The 18427-nt window shown below is 69.2% G+C and carries 13 protein-coding genes; 5 read left to right on the top strand and 8 right to left on the bottom strand.

Features of this window, described 5'->3' with window-relative positions; genetic code table 11:
* Positions 1-6 precede the first annotated feature (6 nt).
* The 4 genes from sigM to ACWEH3_RS03690 all read right to left on the bottom strand — a co-directional run bounded on the left by sigM (position 7) and on the right by ACWEH3_RS03690 (position 8689).
* Positions 7-588 (bottom strand): RNA polymerase sigma factor SigM, encoded by a 582-nt coding sequence (sigM, locus tag ACWEH3_RS03705; RefSeq protein ID WP_355073765.1) that lies wholly within the window; start codon positions 586-588, stop codon positions 7-9.
* A 290-nt stretch (positions 589-878) separates the two neighbouring features.
* Entirely contained in the window at positions 879-4745 is a 3867-nt protein-coding gene (locus tag ACWEH3_RS03700; protein ID WP_450015957.1) for a murein biosynthesis integral membrane protein MurJ, read from the bottom strand.
* A gap of 825 nt (positions 4746-5570) precedes the next feature.
* Positions 5571-8147, bottom strand: coding sequence for a DUF6049 family protein (locus tag ACWEH3_RS03695; protein WP_450015959.1), 2577 nt, complete (start codon positions 8145-8147; stop codon positions 5571-5573).
* Positions 8144-8689 carry an NUDIX hydrolase gene (locus ACWEH3_RS03690; RefSeq protein WP_195079567.1) on the bottom strand — a complete coding sequence of 182 codons (546 nt, stop codon included), beginning with the start codon at positions 8687-8689 and terminating at the stop codon, positions 8144-8146. The genes ACWEH3_RS03695 and ACWEH3_RS03690 overlap by 4 nt, the downstream gene beginning before the upstream one ends.
* A 609-nt stretch (positions 8690-9298) precedes the next feature.
* Between ACWEH3_RS03690 and ACWEH3_RS03685 the strand changes: the two genes are divergently transcribed.
* A complete protein-coding gene (locus ACWEH3_RS03685) occupies positions 9299-10759 on the top strand; it encodes a CCA tRNA nucleotidyltransferase (protein WP_450015961.1) in 1461 nt (486 codons plus the stop codon).
* A gap of 5 nt (positions 10760-10764) precedes the next feature.
* Here ACWEH3_RS03685 and ACWEH3_RS03680 read toward each other — a convergent pair whose 3' ends face one another.
* Entirely contained in the window at positions 10765-11580 is an 816-nt protein-coding gene (locus tag ACWEH3_RS03680; protein ID WP_450015963.1) for a hypothetical protein, read from the bottom strand.
* Positions 11581-11719: 139 nt separating this feature from the next.
* Here ACWEH3_RS03680 and ACWEH3_RS03675 point away from each other — a divergent pair, with 139 nt between their 5' ends.
* Genes ACWEH3_RS03675 through ACWEH3_RS03665 form a run of 3 tightly spaced genes read left to right on the top strand, consistent with a single transcriptional unit; the run spans position 11720 to position 14043 of the window.
* The gene (locus tag ACWEH3_RS03675) at positions 11720-12472 is read left to right on the top strand and encodes a LamB/YcsF family protein (protein WP_450015965.1); all 753 of its coding nucleotides are present in this window, start codon (positions 11720-11722) and stop codon (positions 12470-12472) included.
* A gap of 9 nt (positions 12473-12481) precedes the next feature.
* Positions 12482-13189, top strand: coding sequence for a 5-oxoprolinase subunit B family protein (locus ACWEH3_RS03670; protein ID WP_450015967.1), 708 nt, complete (start codon positions 12482-12484; stop codon positions 13187-13189).
* Positions 13186-14043: a 5-oxoprolinase subunit C family protein gene (locus ACWEH3_RS03665; RefSeq protein WP_450015969.1), complete on the top strand. Its 858-nt coding sequence runs from the start codon at positions 13186-13188 to the stop codon at positions 14041-14043. Before ACWEH3_RS03670 ends, ACWEH3_RS03665 begins: the two co-directional genes overlap by 4 nt.
* Here ACWEH3_RS03665 and ACWEH3_RS03660 read toward each other — a convergent pair.
* Positions 14013-15698, bottom strand: coding sequence for a DUF4185 domain-containing protein (locus ACWEH3_RS03660; RefSeq protein ID WP_450015971.1), 1686 nt, complete (start codon positions 15696-15698; stop codon positions 14013-14015). The genes ACWEH3_RS03665 and ACWEH3_RS03660 overlap by 31 nt on opposite strands.
* Positions 15699-15940: 242 nt before the next feature.
* On the opposite strand from ACWEH3_RS03660, the gene ACWEH3_RS03655 reads away from it, so the two are divergent.
* A complete protein-coding gene (locus tag ACWEH3_RS03655; RefSeq protein ID WP_450015973.1) occupies positions 15941-16411 on the top strand; it encodes a hypothetical protein in 471 nt (156 codons plus the stop codon).
* Here ACWEH3_RS03655 and ACWEH3_RS03650 read toward each other — a convergent pair.
* Together ACWEH3_RS03650 and ACWEH3_RS03645 are read right to left on the bottom strand one after the other, a co-directional pair.
* The gene (locus tag ACWEH3_RS03650; RefSeq protein WP_450015975.1) at positions 16404-17753 is read right to left on the bottom strand and encodes an MFS transporter; all 1350 of its coding nucleotides are present in this window, start codon (positions 17751-17753) and stop codon (positions 16404-16406) included. The genes ACWEH3_RS03655 and ACWEH3_RS03650 overlap by 8 nt on opposite strands.
* 62 nt (positions 17754-17815) lie before the next feature.
* A complete protein-coding gene (locus ACWEH3_RS03645; protein WP_450015977.1) occupies positions 17816-18280 on the bottom strand; it encodes an NUDIX hydrolase in 465 nt (154 codons plus the stop codon).
* Positions 18281-18427: the final 147 nt, after the last annotated feature.

Below are 18427 nucleotides of genomic sequence, written 5' to 3'. Positions count from 1 at the left end.
TCCCAACTACCCCCGGTTCCCCGGATCACGCAGAAAATCCAATCGCTCTTTCAACCGCTGCCGCGCACGAGCGCACCGGCTCTTGATCGTCCCCTCGGGCACGCCGAGCAACGCCGCCGCTTCGGCAACGCTATACCCCTCCACATCCACCGCTACCAACGCGGTCCGCTGATCCGGCGGCAACGAGAACAACGCTCGATCGATGACCAACGACATCTCCACCTCGGCCATCTCGTCGCGGGTATCCCTCGGCTCCGGCATCGACTCCGGTGCCAGCGACAACGCCCGCCTGGTCTTGTTCCGCCGGATCCGGTCCAGGCACGCGTTCACCACGATCGCGTGCAACCAGCTGCGGACCTCCGCCTCCGCCCGGAACGAGCCCGCGGTGCGATGCGCCGACAAGAGCGCGTCCTGTAGTGAATCGGCCGCATCCTCACGCGTGTAGGAGGTGCGCAGCGCGGTCTGCCACAGATGATCGTTGTGTCTGCGCAGTAACTCCGCGAACGCGTACCGCTCACCGGCGACGTGCGCCCGCAACAACTCCACATCGGTGCGTTCACCGAGTTCGAAGGCGCGCTCGCGACACATCACCGGCTGCGACGCCCCCCTGCCGAGCTCCTCGTTCACTTCGGACGACAAATGCCAACCCCTTGGACAGCCCTCACGGCGGCAACGGGCATGGTTGACCATCACCGGACTTCGCAGCATCCAGGATCGAACGCCGAAACCTGGGAAGCTCCCCTGCTGAGAGCGCGCGAAGATCATATCGCCCGTAACGTTTTGGCAGCAACCGAGTGATCGGTCCGGATACGGAGGAATGCGCGGCGTTCAACGCCGCGTGACGAATGGCCCGCACGACCGATGCGCGGGCAGCCGGGCTACGGCGCGGCGTCGAAACGGATGTCGGCGATGGCGGTCTGGAACTGTCCTCCGGAATTCCCCAGTCCGGTGATCCAGACGAGCACGTAGCGGGCGGCTTGGTCGGCGCGCACCGGGATGTCGGTGACGCCGTCGTCCAGCCGGGCGGAACCGATCAGCTGGGTCTGATCCAGCGTCGGCGAGCCGGTGGGCGACGTGCGGATCTCCACCGATGTGCCCGCGCTCGGCGAGTTGATCGAGACGTTCGTGAGCTTCGCGGGGGCTGGCAGCGTGGCGAGCAGACCGACCCCCTTCTTGAGCGCCGGAAACTGCTGGAAGTACTGATCGGTGCGCCACTGGGTGCCCGGATCGTTGTCCAGCACGGCGTGGACGTTGGCGACGCCGTCGGCGGTGCCCTCCGGCGAGAACACCGACACGCCGGTCACCGGAACCGGCGCACCGGTCGAGGTGAGGCCGGGGCCCGCGGCGGCGGGCGTCGGTACCGGCTGGTTGTTAGTCGTCAGGCCGATATTGCGCTGTTCGTTCAGCGGCGCGTCGGAAGCGCTCGGTGCGAACACGCTGACCATCCACCAGATCACGACGCCGACCACCAGCGCGGCGAGGATGCCGAGGCCGACCATGATCCACATCATGCGTTGCGAGCGTTCGCGTTCGGCCGCGAGCAATTCCGGATCGGCGAGCGAGTCGTCCATGTTCGCGGGAGCGCGCTGGCCCAGCCGCAGCACCGGGATGAAGTCGGTCTTCTGATCGACCACCGACGCCTGCTCCAGCACGTGCTGGACCGTCGCCGCCGTACGCACGCCCTTGTTCGACTCCAGCGAGCGCACGGCGACCGCGGAGATCTCGAACGGCACTTCGGGACGGATCTGGCGCGGTTCCACCGGCGTGCCGTCCGGTCCGAAATCGGCCAGCCGCAGCCCGCCGACGGTCGCGGCGGTGCCCGTGACGCCGCCGGAGCGGATCGGCCAGCGGGCGGTGATCAGGGAGTAGAGCATCGCACCGAGACCGCGGACGTCGGACTGCGCGTCGGAGTCCGACAGCGTGCCGGGGAAGGCGAGCACCGCGTCACCGGACGCGCTGATGCGCACCCGGTCGGGATGGTCGATGGACAGCGATCCGCCGCCACGGTGCGCCAACTCGGCCGCCGAGGCGAGGGCGCGGATTGCCCGCGCCGCGCCGATCGGCGACGGCACCGTATCGGCCATCTCGCGCAACGAACGACCCGGCGTCCATTCCGCCACCACGATGCCGCCGGAACTGCCGCGCACGACGTCGAGTACGCGGGCGAGGCCGGGCGAGTTGATCCGGCCGAGGCGCAGCGTCCGGGACAGGATCGCCTGGGGGCCGTCCTGCCCGGAGTTCTCCGTCGCTTTCTGGTCGGCGTCGACGAAGGTCAACGCGACCTCGCGATCGAGTTTGATGTCCAGCGCCTGCCAGAACTTCAGGCCGCGCGCGCCGCCGTGGCTCGCCAGCAGGCGGTAACGCCCGCCTGCCACCGACGCGCCCGGAATCAACTTGGGGCCGCGCGGGATCCGCCGAGCGCCCAGGTTCTCGCCACCCATCGGCGGCATCTCCGGCGAGCCGACGGGGATCATCCCGGTGTCGTACATCGGATCGCGCGGCGGCAGCTGGTTCTCCTGCGGTCTCGCCGCGGCCTGCTCCGGTCCGGCCGTGCCCGGTCCGTTGTTCGCGTACGCGGGATCCAACGGCTCCCCCGCGGTCGGCGGTACATCGGTGGACAGTCCGCCGGGCGTGGTCGCAGAAGAATCGGCGGCTGGGACGCCGCCCACCGCGTCGTCGCTCACCCTCGGTCCTCCTTCGCCCTGGTATGTCGAGGTTCCGGCGAATTCGCCACTTGTGCTTCTCTGCCGAACAGGGTACGGGAACTCACCCTTGCCGGTGCGGTCAACGGCATCGGGTCGGATCACAGGAAGCACCATGGTCTGGGCGTCCATGTACGAATCGAACCTCGGGTATGCCAAGTAGGGATCAGGCCTGCGGAGCACCTGCGTGACGTAGGGATCTTCGACCGGGCTCTCCAGGTCGAGTTCCGGCGCGGGCGGTGTCCAGCCGAGGCGCCGCGAGACTGCCACGGTGATGGCGACGATCTCCGGAATACCGGCGAGTCGCATCAAGCCGAAGGCCACCGCGAACATCACGATCGCGGTGATCGCCACCCGGATCAGCGAACCGGGGCCGCCGAAGGACTCGGTCAGCCGATCCAAGCCGAGTACCCGGTCCACGATCCACATCACCGCGCCGCCCGCGAGTGACGCAAGTACGACACGGGTCACCGTTCGGCCGACGTTCGCCATACGCAGGTCGCCGAGACTGCGGTGCAGGAGGAAACCACCCACGACGGCGCCGACCGCGAAGCCGAGGCCGTTGGCGACACCGAGCGCGACCACCACGTGTTCGGCGTCGGTGACCACGGGAGCAAGTGCGGAGAAGACGATCTTGGCGGCGGTGATGCCGAGGATGATCCAAGTGGGAATCCACGCCTGCTCCCTGGCGTAGAACACGCGCAAGTGGATCAGCACCAGCGAGTACGGGATCAGTGCGAACGCCGACCAGCTGACCGCGAGACCGAGACGTTCGGCGTCCGATCCGAAGTTGCCGTAGCCATAGAGGGCTTGTCCGACCTGCGGACCGGCCAGCGTCAGGAAGGTGACCACGGGTACCAGAGCGATCATGGTCAACCGGGTGGCGGCGGAGAGATCGTCGACCACCGCGGGCGTGTCGTCGGCGGCGGCGTTGCGGCTCAGCCGGGGCATGATCGCGGTCAGCACCGTGACACCGAGGACGCCGTACGGCAGTTGCAGCAGCAGCCACGCGTTGTTGTAGATCGCCGGACCTGCCGCGTCGGCATGCGAAGAGATCCGGGTGGCGAAGACGAAGCCTGCCTGGCTGATGAGCACGTACAGGATGATCGCCGCGCCCATGCCGCCGAACTGCTTGAGGCGATCATCGATGCCCCACAGCGGGCGCAGGTCGATGCCCGCCCTACGGATCGCCGGAAGGAGGCTGACGGCCTGCACCACAACGCCGACCGTGACGCCGACGCCGAGCACCAGCAGCTTCGGGTCGCTCATGCGGACCGGGTCGAGCGTGATCTCCCCCGGCATCAGGACGTACAGCCCGAGGACGGTGAGCACCACCAGGTTGTTCAGTACCGGCGCCCAGGCGCCGGGCTTGAACATCTGCCGGGTGTTCAGTATCGCCGTGAGCAGCGCCGACATGCCGTAGAACAGGATCGCGGGCAGCAACAGGAAAGACAGCGCCGTGGTCAGCGCCGTGTTGACCTTGCCGTCGTCGGACAGGAAGACGTGTGTGGTCAGCACCGGCGCAGCGGCCGTCGCCAGCAGCGCGGCAGTGGCCAAGACCACGAACGCCGCGGTCACCAGGCGCCGGACGAACGCCTCTCCGCGATCGGGATCCTCCTGCTCCGCGCGCACCAGCGTGGGCACCACGATCGCGGTGAGCACCGCGCCGAGCACCAACTCCGCGATCATGTTCGGAATCTGGCTGGCGACGGTGAACGCGCTTGCGATGGCAGGGCCGAGCACGGTCAGCAGCAGCAGTTGCTTGCCGAACCCCGTGATCCTGCTGATCAGTGTCGCGAACGCGATCGATCCGGAGTCGCTGAGCAGCCGGGAATTCGCACTCTGCTTCGGCTCGTCGGCCTTCGGTGGCTCCGCGGTGGCGGTGGCGGCGGGCCACTCCCTGGTCCGTGGGCGAGCCGGTTCCGCCGGTTCATGCCGAACCGGGGCGGCCGGCCGCTGAGGCGGCGGTGGGAACTGCTGCGGCTGCGGCGGGGCGTAGCGCGGCGGCGGCACCCGATCGGATTCCGGCGTGATCGCAGGCATCGGCCCGGAACGGGGTGGGCGCGGCGCGGCCGGGATCGGACCGGACTGCGGAGGCCGTGGCACCGCGGGTATGGCGCCGGAACGAGGTGGACGCGGCGTGGTCGGGATCCCGCCGGACCGCGGGGGACGCGGTGCGGCCGGAATGGCGCCGGACTGCGGCCCACGTGGTCCGGGGGGCGGCGGCGTCTGCCCCACATTGCCAGGCGGGCCGGAAGGCGCAGGCACCTGCCGATTGGGTCCAGGCGGAACGGGGCGGGGCCGGCCAGGACCGGCCGCCGGTGGCGGAGCCGGATATTGGCGTGGGTTCGGTACGGGGCCGGGTCGCGGCGGTGGCGGCACCGGCGGCCTCGGTTGTCCGGCGGGCGGTGGCGGCGGCATGTGCTGACCAGGCCGTGGCTGCGGTGCGGCCGGAGGACGACTGACCTGCGGCACCCTCGGCGCCTGGCCGTCGTTGTACGGACCGCCGTTCACCCCCTGGTGCTCGGCTTCGGCCGGAGCGGGGCTCCGTTCCCACGGCGCGACCGGGGCTCGGCGCACCGGTGGCCCGTCGAGCCGTTCGCTTGGTCGAGGGCGATGAGCCGATATGTCATCGTCGCTCATCATGCCTCCTGTACCAGCCGGGATTCCGCACCCCCATCGGTGCGGTGAGCCGCGGCTCGCCGCAATGGTTCGCCGTGCTCAGCGAACATTCTGTCCGTGGTCCCCGTCCGGATCGGACCGGCTCGGCAACACTGTGATTGTCCTCCACCGTGCCACATGACACTGCGGTACCCCACATCGGCGCAGGTAGCAGCGGTCTATGTGGCTCCGTCGGAGCGGGATCCGTCACCGCGTCTCCTGGAGGTGCTCCTGCTCTTTTTCCTGCGCCCGCAGCACACGCGAGCGCGCACGCCGGTACCGGTTGACCCGGCGCCTGGTACTCGGATCGAATCCCTCGTCGGCCGGATCGGGCTGCCCGCGGAACCGGCGCCACAAACGGCGACCGGCCAGCAGGAGCAGCAGGAGTGCGGCGCATCCCGTAATTATCGCCAAGGCCTTGCCGTAGGCATTCGAACGCACCGAGACCTGCGTGGGATTGCCGAGCGCGACGCCCTCCGGCGTGGTGAGCGAGATCGGAATGACGAGGTTGCGGCTGTCGCTGACCTCCGTCGGGATCTGGAAGGACCTGGACCCGTTGGCCGGGAGCTGCTGCTCGCCGGGGTCGGTGATCTTCGTCTCGGCAGGCGCCTCGATCCGGAACCTGACCCGGATGGCCACCGGCAGGTCGTTGCGCGCGACCAGCAGCAGGGGGCTCTGCTCGGACGCGAGCGTGTACACACCGCCCGGCGGCAGGACGGTCACCGAGCGATAGAGCTTGTCCATCGTCCGGGTGTTCTGGTCCAGCCGCCGCTGGGCGAAGGTGTCCGGCGGCGCGGCATCGCCCGCGCGCCGATCCGAGAGGCTCAGTACGCGCAGCAGGTCGTCGCGCAGCGGCGTCAGGAATTCGTGCGGCGTCGGCTCGGCCTCCGGCACGTCCACCAACGCGCGCGTCATCTCGGTGATCCGGCGACTCTGTTCGCGTACCGGCGGCAGGAATCGGTCCGGCACCCCGTCCTGCGCTGCCTGCGGCAGATAGTCCAGCTCGTAGGGCTGCGGGTCCGGCGGCAGCGTCACCAGATCGTGGAACGGACGCGCGGTGGCGAGGTTGGCGCGCAGCAGCTGGTCGACTTGCCGCAGCAGTGCGGTGGCCTCGTCCCGGTTCGCACCCCATTGCTGCGGCGGAACGAGTAACAGCGAGCGCGAGGGGTTCGCCTCCGGGTGCAGCGCCTTCCACGAAATCGCCCCGAGAGCGTCCTGCAAGCGCGCCGCTCGTGAGTCGTTGGTCACGTCGTAGCGGACCCGGGACGGGGTGAACGGCGGGGTCGGCGGGTTCGAACCCACCGCGGCGAGCGCGGTCGCGGACCAGATGTCGAACGTCACCGCGTGCAGTGCGGGGTCGCCGGCGGGCGCGGGTGCACTCGCGGTGGGCACCGGATTGCCCGTGACCTGCGGGGCGGGTGCCGGTGCGATCGGCTGGCTCGCGGTGATATCGGGCAGGCGGACCGCTTCCGGAATCGCCGGGGCGGCGGTGGAGAGAACCTCGTTCGCACCGGATGTGGATCGGCCGCTCTCACTGCTCGACTGCGCCCAGTCCACGCTTCCCTGCGGGACGGCCGCCGTCGACGCGAGCACGGCGGTACCGAAACCATGGCTGCGCAACAGGGCCCCCGCGCCGTCATCGATGCTGCCGGAATCCGGCAGGCTGACCCCGCGCACCGACCGGGTCGACAGGATCGAGTCGATGATCTCCGCCGGTTCGTTGATCGCGCGCGCGGACAGTGCGGGATCGTTGACCGCGGCCAGCGCGGTGAGATCGACCTGCGCGAACGGCAGTGCCACGGTGCACATCGACCCGGCCAGGGCGCGCAGCCGGTCCAGCCAGGTCTGGGCCTGTTCGGCGCCCGCACCCGCTCTGGTCGCGCCGTCGGGATCGGACGGACTGGCCAGCACGCGGTAACCCTTGGTCATCGCGCGCACCGTGAGCAGCAGGTCTGGGTCGATGGCGAGGCACACGGCCGAGGCCAGCTCGGTGCTGCGGCCTGCGCTCGGACTCAACGTCCCTTCCAGCGCGGCCAGCAGTTGATCGAGACGGCCGCCCTTGCCGAGTGAGGCGGCCAATTCGTCGTCGGTGAGTTCGACCTTGCCGTCCACACTGCCCGGACGACCCCCGACCTGCCGCGGCCGGTCGGCCAGCGGCCACAGCAGCGTGGTCGCCACCGGAGCGTCGGTGGGCGCCGATACCGACGGGGCTCCATCGCTCGCGGCGGGCGGCACGCCGAGCACCGGGAGCAGGAATCGCGCGTCGTCGAGCCTGGCCTGCGTGCCGTAAGCGGGTTCGCCGTTGACGTTCAGCAGCAGCGGGTAGACACCCGGCTCCGTGATCCGCAGCGACGTGGCGCCGGTCTCGGAACGCAACGGGATGCTCAGCGTGAACTGTTTGCGCTGCCCCGGGTTCAGCCGCTGCGCGACATCTTCGAAGTCGCCGTTCACGTCGTAGTTGACCTCATCGAGGCGCAAGGTGGCGCGCAACCCGACCGGCGTGGTGATCGCCGCCGCCCGTTGGACACGGATGCTGACGTCGTCCACCACACGGTCGCCGATATTGGTGACCGTGCCCGCGACCGTGAGCAGCGAATCACTGCCCGCGGTCACTGTGGTCGGCGTCACCGAATCGAGGGACAGCTTCAGGAATTTGGGATTCGTCGAGGTTCCGGACCCGGTCGGTTGCGCTCCCGCCGCCGCGGAATCGAGCAGCGGCAGCGTCGTCACGGGGCCGAGGATGGTCAGGACCGCCACGAAGATCCGGAACAGTCCACGCGTCATCGCTTGCCGGTCTCCATCCGGTCGATCAGCTTGTTCGCCATCTCCGCCAGCCGCCGCTCATCGGCGTAGGCCAACCGAGAATCCAGTTCACTCAACGGAACCCAGGCGACCTGGGTCACTTCCACGTCGGCGTCGGACAGTTCGCCACCGACCGAACGCAGCAGATAATGATGCACCGTTTTGTGTACCCGCCGACCGTCGGTCACGAACCAGTAATCGATGCTGCCGAGTTCGGCGACCACGACACCGTTGATGCCGGTCTCCTCGGCGACCTCGCGGATCGCGGTTTGCTCGGCGGTCTCACCTTCTTCGATATGTCCTTTGGGCAGCGACCACAGTAACCGCCCGCGGCGATCGGTGCGTCCGATGAGGGCCGCGCTTCGTGCTTCCCGGGGACCGTCCAGGCCGTCGACGACCAGTCCACCTGCCGAAGTCTCCCGCACCGTGCGCATCCGCGGCTTCGCGGCATTGGCGGCATTGGCGGCCGAACCGCGGCGCCGAGGCTGGCGGCGTCGACTGTTCGCGCGATCGGCCGGAGACACCTGGCAATCCTACTGTGTTCGATTTGCAGCGCCTGCGGCGCTGCGTGTTCGCGGCCCCGTTATGGCTCGCGTGTGCGCGACAGTCGCTTGCTCCTTCGTCGCGGACACGGCGGCCGCGTACACGCGAGCCGGGCCGCGAACGGCGGATGCTCGGTCTCGCTTCGCTCGAAAGTCGTGGTCAGGGTGCGCTGGGCGCGTAGGTGCCGGAGTTCGGACCGGTGCCCGCGGGTTGGGGCGACCGGTGGTCAGATCGGTCGCAGGTGGGGCTCGACATGGTTTCGACGGTCGTTCTGTGCGGGCCAGGGGTGCCGGGCCACTCACCGAATCCACCCGACCGGCCACTCGCAAGCACCCGACTTGGCGCGAGCCGAAGACCCCGCCGCCTCCACGCCACAGAGCATGCGGCGACCGCCATACAAAGGGACCACCGGCGATCAGCCACTCCGGGCTTCGTGCACCGATGCACGAAGTTCCGGACAGAACGATGCCCGGCAGCCTCGATGCGCGAGCACCGCTGGCTGGGTTGATGTCGGTGTCCTTATATATCTGGGCCGCCGCGGTGGACTTGGCTGCGATAACCGTTGGCGCGGCTCGGTAAGCTGCTCATTCGTGGTTGCGCCGAAGTCCCAGGACGCTGTGCTGGATAGACGTACCCGATTGCTGGCCGCCGCGGCGGTGACGCTCGGGGGGCTGTCGGATGTGCTGACGCCGCTGGGCGAGATGTTCGCGGCGCGGGGGCACGAGTTGTACCTGGTGGGTGGGAGCGTGCGAGACGCGGTGCTCGGCCGGCTGGGGACCGACCTGGATTTCACCACCGACGCGCGGCCGGACGCGGTGCAGGACATCTTGCGCGGATGGGCGGACCATCTGTGGGACACCGGCGGCCTGGCGTTCGGCACGGTCAGCGCGGCCAAGGACCGGCAGCAACTGGAGATCACCACGTTCCGCGCCGACAGCTACGACCGGGTGTCCCGCAACCCGGAGGTGACCTTCGGCGACTCGCTCGAGGAAGACCTGGTCCGCCGCGACTTCACGGTGAACGCGATGGCGGTGCGGATCGGCGCGGACGGCGCGCTGGAGTTCGTCGATCCGCTCGACGGCATGACCGCACTGCTCGACGGCGTGCTGGACACGCCTGCCGCGCCGGAGGATTCGTTCAACGACGATCCGTTGCGGATGCTGCGCGCCGCGCGGTTCGTCTCCCAGCTGGGGTTCGAGCCGCATCCCCGCGTCCGTGCCGCGATCACCGAGATGGCCGACCAGATCGACCGCATCACCGCCGAGCGGGTGCGGGTGGAGCTGGACAAGCTGATCGGCGGGGCGCATCCGATCGACGGCATCAACGTCATGTGTGAGACCGGGCTGGCGCAGCGGGTGCTTCCCGAGGTGCCCGCGATGAAGCTGGAGATCGACGAGCACCACCAGCACAAGGACGTCTACTGGCATTCGCTCACCGTGCTCGAACAGGCCATCGATCAGGAGGAGGGCGACCCCGACCTGGTGCTGCGCTGGGCCGCGCTGCTGCACGACATCGGCAAGCCCGACACCAAGCGCAACGAGCCGGGCGGCGGCGTCAGCTTCCACCACCACGAGGTGGTCGGCGCGAAGATGGTGCGCAAACGGATGCGCGCGCTGAAGTACCCGAAGCAGTTCACCGAGGACGTCGCCCGGCTGGTCTTCCTGCACCTGCGCTTCCACGGTTACGGCAAGGGCCAGTGGACCGACTCCGCGGTCCGTCGCTACGTCACCGACGCCGCCGAGTTGCTCCCCCGCTTGCACAAGCTGGTCCGGGCCGACTGCACTACTCGCAACAAGCGAAGGGCCGCCGCGCTGCGCGCCACCTACGACGAACTGGAAACGCGGATCGAGCGGTTGCGGGAGCAGGAGGATCTGGCCAAGGTCCGCCCGGACCTGGACGGCAACGCGATCATGGAGCTGCTCGGCCTGCCCCCGGGCCCCGAGGTGGGCCGGGCTTGGCGCCATTTGAAGGAGCTGCGCTTGGATCACGGCCCGCTCAGCCGCGACGAAGCCGAGGCCGCACTGCTCGAGTGGTGGAAGACGCAGGCCTGAGCAGGTCAGAAAACGATCAGAGTGGTGCCGGCCAGGATCGCCGAGCGCATCTGGGCGAGGTCGAAGGACCCGGCGATTTCCGGCAGTTCGACGCGGAAGCGGATCAGGTCGCCTTCCCGTTGGGCGCGTGCGATCCGCGCGTTCTCGGGCAGGTGCTCCAGCGGCAGGACGGGGACGTCGATCATGCGGCGCGGAACGCGGAAGCCGAGCCAGGTCACTCGCCGTACCGCGATGTCCAGGCGGTTGTCCGTGACCGACGCGTCCACCAGGGCGGTGACCAGTCGTCTGCGGTGCCTTGCTCGGATCAGCCCGCCGGAGTGCACGTCCAAGTCCCAGTCCAGCGGCTGGGTGTTGAGCCATCCGACCAGCGCCGCCGTGGTGACGGTGCCGATGAGGTCGAGCCGGGCGGTGCGCACCTTCGTCGGCACGCCCGGAATCAGGCGGACGCCGTGCGCGATCACCGTCACGGACTCGATCGGATGATCGTCCCAGCGCAGCCGCGACAGCACGGTCTTGGTCTGGAAGTGCGCGCCGCGCCGGCGCACCTTCAGCACTTGCAAGGTGGCGTGCAGGTCGTGACCGAGCAGGGTCGCGCTGATCTCCTGTCCGCCGAACCGGCTCAGGATGCCCTCGCTGAGCATGGTCATCAGCATGTCCGGCAGCAGCGCCGTGACGGTGCCCGCGCCGAGGTCGGCGACCGGATCCATCCAGGCCGTGCTGAGCGTGACCCACTGCTCCAGCCAGGACTGATCGAACAGGCGCTTTCCGAGATCGACGGCCCGCAGCGGCGACCAGGACTTCGGATCGAAATACGTGGCCATGATTGGATCGAGCGTACTTGGCCCGGGCCCCCGGACTCTTGCGCTGTGACCCAGGTCGCGCGGATCGGCCGTCCTTGCCTGGGGGAACGCTCGAGCACGAGAATCGAAAGGCCGGTCACACACCGCTGGGAGGACGCACATGGCGCTGGATCTGAACAGTGATCTCGGCGAGGGCTTCGGGCCGTGGAAGATGGGCGACGACGCCGCCATGCTCGACATCGTCACCAGCGCGAACATCGCCTGCGGATTCCACGCGGGTGACCCCGCGATCATGCGCAGGACTTGTGCGCTCGCGGTGGAGAAGGGAGTGCGGATCGGCGCCCATGTGGGTTATCGCGATCTGGCCGGTTTCGGTCGGCGCGAGATCGCCGTCGCGCCCGGTGAGCTGCGCGACGAGGTGCTGTATCAGATCGGCGGCCTCGACGCTTTCGCGAAGGCCGCCGGAGACCGGGTGCGCTACGTGAAACCGCATGGGGCCCTCTATCACTCGGCCGCGCGCGATCGGAAGCTGGCCGATGCGGTGCTGGCCGCGATGGCGGAGTACGACCCGCGGCTGGCCCTGCTCGGCCCCGCCGGAACGCAGTTGGAGTCGGCCGCGGAGGCCACCGGGGTGCGCTTCGTCGGAGAAGGATTCGCCGACCGCGCGTACAGCCCCGATGGCTCGCTGGCACCGCGCGGTACGCCGGGGGCGGTGTTGGGGCCGCGGGACGCGGTGGCTCAAGCGATCTCGATCGCCAAGTCCGGAGCCACGCGCACTGCGGGATCCGGCGAGGTCGCGGTGCGCGCCGCGAGTATCTGCGTGCACGGCGATTCGCCCGCGGCGGTGGAGATGGCCCGGCACATCCGCACCGCGCTGGACGAAGTCGGGGTGCCGGTGGAGTCGTTCGGCTGAGGCCGCGAGATGAAGACCACGGGCGCGGTGACGCACGCGCAGCGGAAGGCGGCCGAGGAAGCGATCCGGTCGGCGGGTGACCGGGCACTGCTGATCACTCCCCCTCGGCGAGACATGGTGGTGGATCTCGTCACCGCGCTGCGGGATCGCCCGATACCAGGCGTGCAGGATTTGCTTCCAGCCGCGGAAACCATACTCCTGACGCTCGATTCACCGCGCGCCGCGGAAGCGGTCCACCGATCGCTGACCACGCTCTTGGTCACCTTGAACGCGGAGCGGTCGGCCGCTGTTTCCCGTGGAACATCGGCCGACAAAGCTCTCCGCGTCGAACCGGTGTCGATTCCGGTGCGCTACGACGGCGCCGACCTCGACGACGTGGCAAGAATGCTGGACGTCACGACCGCGGAAGTGATCGCCGCGCACACCGGGACGGTGTGGCGGTGTGCTTTCGTCGGATTCGCGCCAGGCTTCGGCTACCTGGAATCGCCCGACGGACGGTTGTCCGTCGCGCGCAGAGCGCAGGCGCGCACATCGATTCCGGCGGGCGCCGTCGCCCTTGCCGGTGGATACAGTGCCGTGTACCCGCGTAGCACGCCCGGTGGGTGGCAGCTGATCGGGACCACCGACCTCAGGATGTGGGATGTCGAGCGCGACCCGCCCGCGTTGATCCACGCGGGCGCCACGGTGCGATTCATCGATGCGAGGGACGGCCGATGATCGTCATCGAAGCGGTCGGTCCGCTGGCGACCATCCAGGATCTCGGGCGGCCGGGGTGGTTCGATTCCGGTGTCGGGCCCGCGGGGGCGGCGGATCGCGGGGCGCTGCGACTGGCCAATCGATTGGTCGGCAACCCGGAGGGGCATGCGGCCGTCGAAGTGCTGCTCGGTGGCCTGGCGCTCCACGCCGAAGAGCACGTCATGCTGGCGGTGACGGGCGCGCCTGCCCCCGCTACCGTCGACGGCAGACCCGTTGGCCACGCGAGCGTGCTGGAACTGGAGCCGGGACAGGCGCTGCGGCTTGGCTACGCGTCGGTCGGGCTCCGCAGCTATGTCGCGGTGCGCGGCGGCATCGACGTGCCGGAGACGCTCGGTTCCCGTAGCCGCGACACCATGTCGGGTTTGGGGCCGGAACCGCTGCGGAAAGGTGATCGCCTCCCGGTCGGATCTTCTCCGCACACGATCCCGGTCGTGGACTTCGCCCCTGTCGCCGAGTTACCCGCGGACGTCGTCACCGTGCGCGCCGTGCTCGGTCCGCGCGACGATTGGTTCTCCGACGCCACGGCCTTGTTCGCGGGCGAGTGGGAGATCTCCCCCGACACCGACCGGATCGGCGCCCGATTGGAACGCCGCACCGGCCCGGCGCTGTCCAGGAAGGTCACTCGCGAACTGCCGACCGAAGGCATGGCACTCGGCTCGATCCAGGTGCCGCCGAGCGGACAACCGGTCGTCTTCCTGGCCGATCACCCCGTCACCGGCGGGTATCCGGTGATCGCGGTGGTCGTCGACGCCGACGTCGACGCCATCGCGCAGGCGCGGCCCGGTCAGCCCGTGCGGTTCGTGCGGGCGGGCTGACCCCGGTTCGCTCCCGGCTGGAGCCGGGCGTGCATCAGGTACACGTTGTAGCTGTCCCACGCCGAGAGCATGAAGTACAGGTCCTCGCCGGTCGACCACGGATGGATGAACCCGCCGTAGGACTTCGGGTAGTCGGCGGTGGACACCAGCGGGATCGCTTCCGTCCACGCACCCTGCGGGCTCGCCGCGGTACGCAGCACGATCGCGCCCCTGGCCGAATCCAGGTACACCATCTGCCACTGCTCGGTCCTCCGGTCGTAGCGCACCGAGAGCTCGCTGGCGATGCCGAGCACCAACGGGGTGGCCTCGTTCTCGGCGGCGGGCGCCCAGGTGCCGCCCACCCAATACTGATACGCGGACTTGTTCAGCACCTGGTGCTTCGGCACACGCGCCAGCGCGATCGTGCCGATGCGTCCGTTGGGTGTGCCGAACATGTAGACGTAATCGCCCTGCGGCACCATCGCCGCGACCTGGAACTTGCCGAGCCCGAAGAGGTTCTCCCACTTGGCGTGCTGGTCTTTCCTCCAGGTGCGCCCGCGGTCGTCGGAATAGGCGAGGCCGCCGTAGTTGGTCCACCACAGACCGGGTATGCGGCTCCATCTGTTCACCGACATGTAGCTGAGGTACTGCCGATTCCCGATGGCGAACCCGGAGGTCGGGATGGTGGTGGTCTCCCAGTTCTTGATCTTGCGGCTGCCCAGGATCTCCGCGGCGTGGCAGCGGCTGTCCTGCGCGAAGGTATCCAGCGTCAGGCCGTCGGACAGATCGCGGTCGGTGCTGAACCCGATGACGTTGCTGCGCCAGTCCTGGTCGTCGTTGCCCGCGCCGCCGACACCCCAGCCCTTGCCGAAGGTGTCGCCGAAAACCACGGCGACCTCGCCGGGCGTCGTCTCCCACATGAGGCCGAGATCGGTGCCGTCGACCTGCCAGCGCATGTCGGTGCGGTTCTCCGAGCCGTGTCCGGTCACCTGGCCGACCAGTTGGACCGACTCGACCGTCGGCGCGGCCACCGGAGCCGCGAGCGGGCCGGGTTCGGCCGGATGTACCACCTGTGGCGGAGCGGGCTGTGGCTCCTCGCCGGGCCCTCCGGGAACCGGAACCGGAATCGGCTCCGTCTCCGGCTTGAATTCGATGCGCGGCAGTTTGACCGGTGACCCGGAACCGGAGGAAGAACCGGAGTCATCGTTCGAACCGGAGCCGGAACCGCTGCCCGATCCGGATCCAGATGACGAGCCGGACGAGCCGGGTTTCTCGTCGGTGCCCGCCTCGGGCGTCGGGCTGGGATCGGGATCGGGCTCGGGATGTGCGGGGTAGTCCCTGATGTCCGGGCACGGGTTCTCACACGGATTCTCCGGCAGCGGATCCGGGAAGATCCGTGTGTTGTCGTGCGGTGGGTCGGGCACGGGGACCGGGGTGAGTTCCGGGATCGGGACGGGAATGTCGATCTGCGGCGGCAGCGGTGGCGGCGGAGGCTGCGCGGGATCGGGTTCGCGGTTGAGCGGGTCGAAACCGACTTCACCGCAACTGTTGACCGGCGGCGGCGCCCACGGAAACGGTGCGGCCTGCGCGGTGGGCGTCGGTACGGTGAGGACGCCGACGAGCAGTGCGCCGAACAAGGCGGGTACACAAGGCGATTTGCTTCCGGATGCGCGCATCAGGTCGGCCCGGCCGCGCTCGTCAGGCGATCGGATGTCCGGTGGCGGACCGAGCCTTCCACGCGCTCAGCAGTTCTCGTACCGCATCGGGGTCTTGCACCGGAGAACCCATGTCGTGTTGTCTCCTGTCGGTCGGCTGCTGACGAGCCAACTTACCGGAACAACCGCTGGAAACGGGGACGGCGAATCGAAAAAGACCGGCGCAATGGAACCGCCGCCGGGCCGCGTGCGTCCAAGGACATATGAACGAGATCGAGTACGTGTTCGGCACCGGTGACGGAGTCGTGCACGTCTGGACGAGCGAGGCCGACCTGGAACTCGGCGACACGGGCGCGGCCGACGCGGTGCGGCTGGACTTCGACGGAGACGGCATCGCCGATGACGCGCTGTGGGACTCGGCTGGTTCGGGCCGCGCCGATATCGCCGCGCTGGATCTGGACGACGACGGCGTGCTCGACCATTTCTTCACCGATCCCACCGGCCTCGGCACGTGGAATCATCAGATCACCGGCCTACCCGGCGATGCGGCGAGCGAGCCACTGGACTGGAGCGTGCGCACGGACACGGAGGCGCCGGATCGCCTGCTCGGCGAAACACGACTATCGGATTCGCAGCGGGATGCCGATCGTTCGGGGGCCGACGCGTTGCCCGGGCACCTCGCACACCTGAACCGCGACCGGCGCGACCCGGGCGACGATCCGCTGCTCAGCTGACCGCGCGGCGGCGCGTGTTCAACGCGATGGCCACGATCCCCGCAGCATAGATGGCGGCGCCGGCCAGCACCACGATCGCCGATCGGCCGTCGTCCGGAACGATCAGGGCCGCGATCACGATTGCCAGCACGAACGCGACATTGAACACCGTGTCCTGCAGCGCGAACACCTGGCCGCGGCGGGCGTCGTCGATGTCTATCTGCATGGTCGCGTCACCGGTCAGCTTGATCGTCTGCCCGGCGAGTCCCAGCAGGAACGCACCGATCAAGAGGAGTTCGTGCGCACGCTCCACCGCGGCGCCCGAGTCGGCGAACGCGATCGGCGTGACCAGCGTCAGTTGCACCAACATCGCGGTGATCAGACCGGCCACCACGGTGCGCGCGCGGCCCAGCCGCGGAATGAGCAGCGGCGCGACGACGGCGGCCACCAGCATGCCCGCCGCGGTGGCGGCGATCGTGACGCCGAAACCGACCAGGCCACCGCTGAGCCCGGAGCCGTCCACCGGGGTCTGGCGCAGCACCAGCACCATGATCAGCGTATTCACGCCGAAGACGATCCTATGGGTGCCGATGCCCAGCATCGCCGTCGTGACCGCTTTCGATTCCCACACCGCCGTGGCCCCGGTACGCAGACCGGTAGCGATCGCGTGCACGGTGTTGTCGCCCTTCGCCGCGTCGGGCGCCGGGCCGAGCACGCGCGGCCGGAACCCCGCCGCTAGCGCCGCGCCCAGCAGTGACCCGATACCGCTGACCGCCACCGCGACCGAGGAGGCGAAGTCTCCCGCCCCGATCAGTCCGATCACACCCACCGCGACGGCCGCACCCGCACCGGCGCACCCGGAGGCCACTGTGGCCAGCACCGAGTTCATCGGCACCAGCCACGCCTGCGGCAGCACGCGCGGCAGCGCGGCCGAGACGCCCGCGAGGACGAATCGGCTGACGCCCACCACCGCCAACGCCAGCAACAGCAGCGGCGTCTCGCCGGCCCCGGCCAGCAGCCCTGCGCTGACCAGCGCGATCAGCACCGCGCGCAGCACGTTGGCGACCAGCAGCACGGTGCGCCGGTCCCAGCGATCCAGCAGTGCGCCCGCGTACGGCCCGATCAGCGAATACGGCAGCAGCAGCACCGCGAAGCCCGCCGCGATGGCCAGCGGATCGGTCTGCCGTTCGGGGTTGAACAGAATCGCGCCGGACAGGGCCGCCTGGAACATCCCGTCGCCGAATTGCCCTGCGAAGCGCACCACGGCCAGCCGCGACACGCCCGGGCTCTGCCGAAGTGTTGCGCGCAGTCCACCCGGCCGTTGCTCCGCGGGAGTGAGGCCTTCGGCGTGACCAGTCGACACGTTCGCGAGCGTACTGTGTTCGCCGACCGCGCCGCACCACGCGCGTCGGCGCCGACAGCGCGTCAGACCCGGTCGACCAGCGTGCTCACCGTCGCGCGCATGTCCGGCGCCATCGGCAGCTCGCCGAGCGTGCCCGCGTCGATCCAGGCGAACGCGTCGTGCTCGCCCGGCGCGAGGGCGACATCGCCGGGTTCCACCTCCACGACGAAGCTGTATTTCCGCACTTTCGACTTGGTACGGGTGGCGTAATCGAATCCACCGAGGAAGTCGAGGATCGCGCGCATCCGCAGCCCCGTTTCCTCCAGCAATTCTCGTTCGACGCACTCGGCGAATGTCTCGCCGGTTTCGACGCCACCGCCGGGCAGTTCGTACATACCGCCGTGATAGTCGTCGGCGACGCGGCGCACCACCAGAAGCCTGCCTTCGCGGAACACGGCGACGCCGACCACGAAATGCGCGATGCCATCCCGGTGTGCTTCGCTGCGGAGTTGCTGTTCGATCAGGGCGAGGTCATCGGGGTCCAGCACGTCGCTACCTCCGGTTGTCGTTGTGACGCTTGGCAATCGGGGCCGGGCCGGGATATCCGACGAGGTGGCCCGGCGTTTCGACGTACCGGTTGGTTCTGCTCGCCTCCCGTTCACCTTCCGGTCGCTCGCGTAAAATGCCGAGTGCGG

It is taken from the genome of Nocardia sp. NPDC004718, from assembly GCF_053601535.1.
Note: the sequence above shows the minus strand (reverse complement) of the source record. Positions and strands in the feature narration are given on the sequence as shown.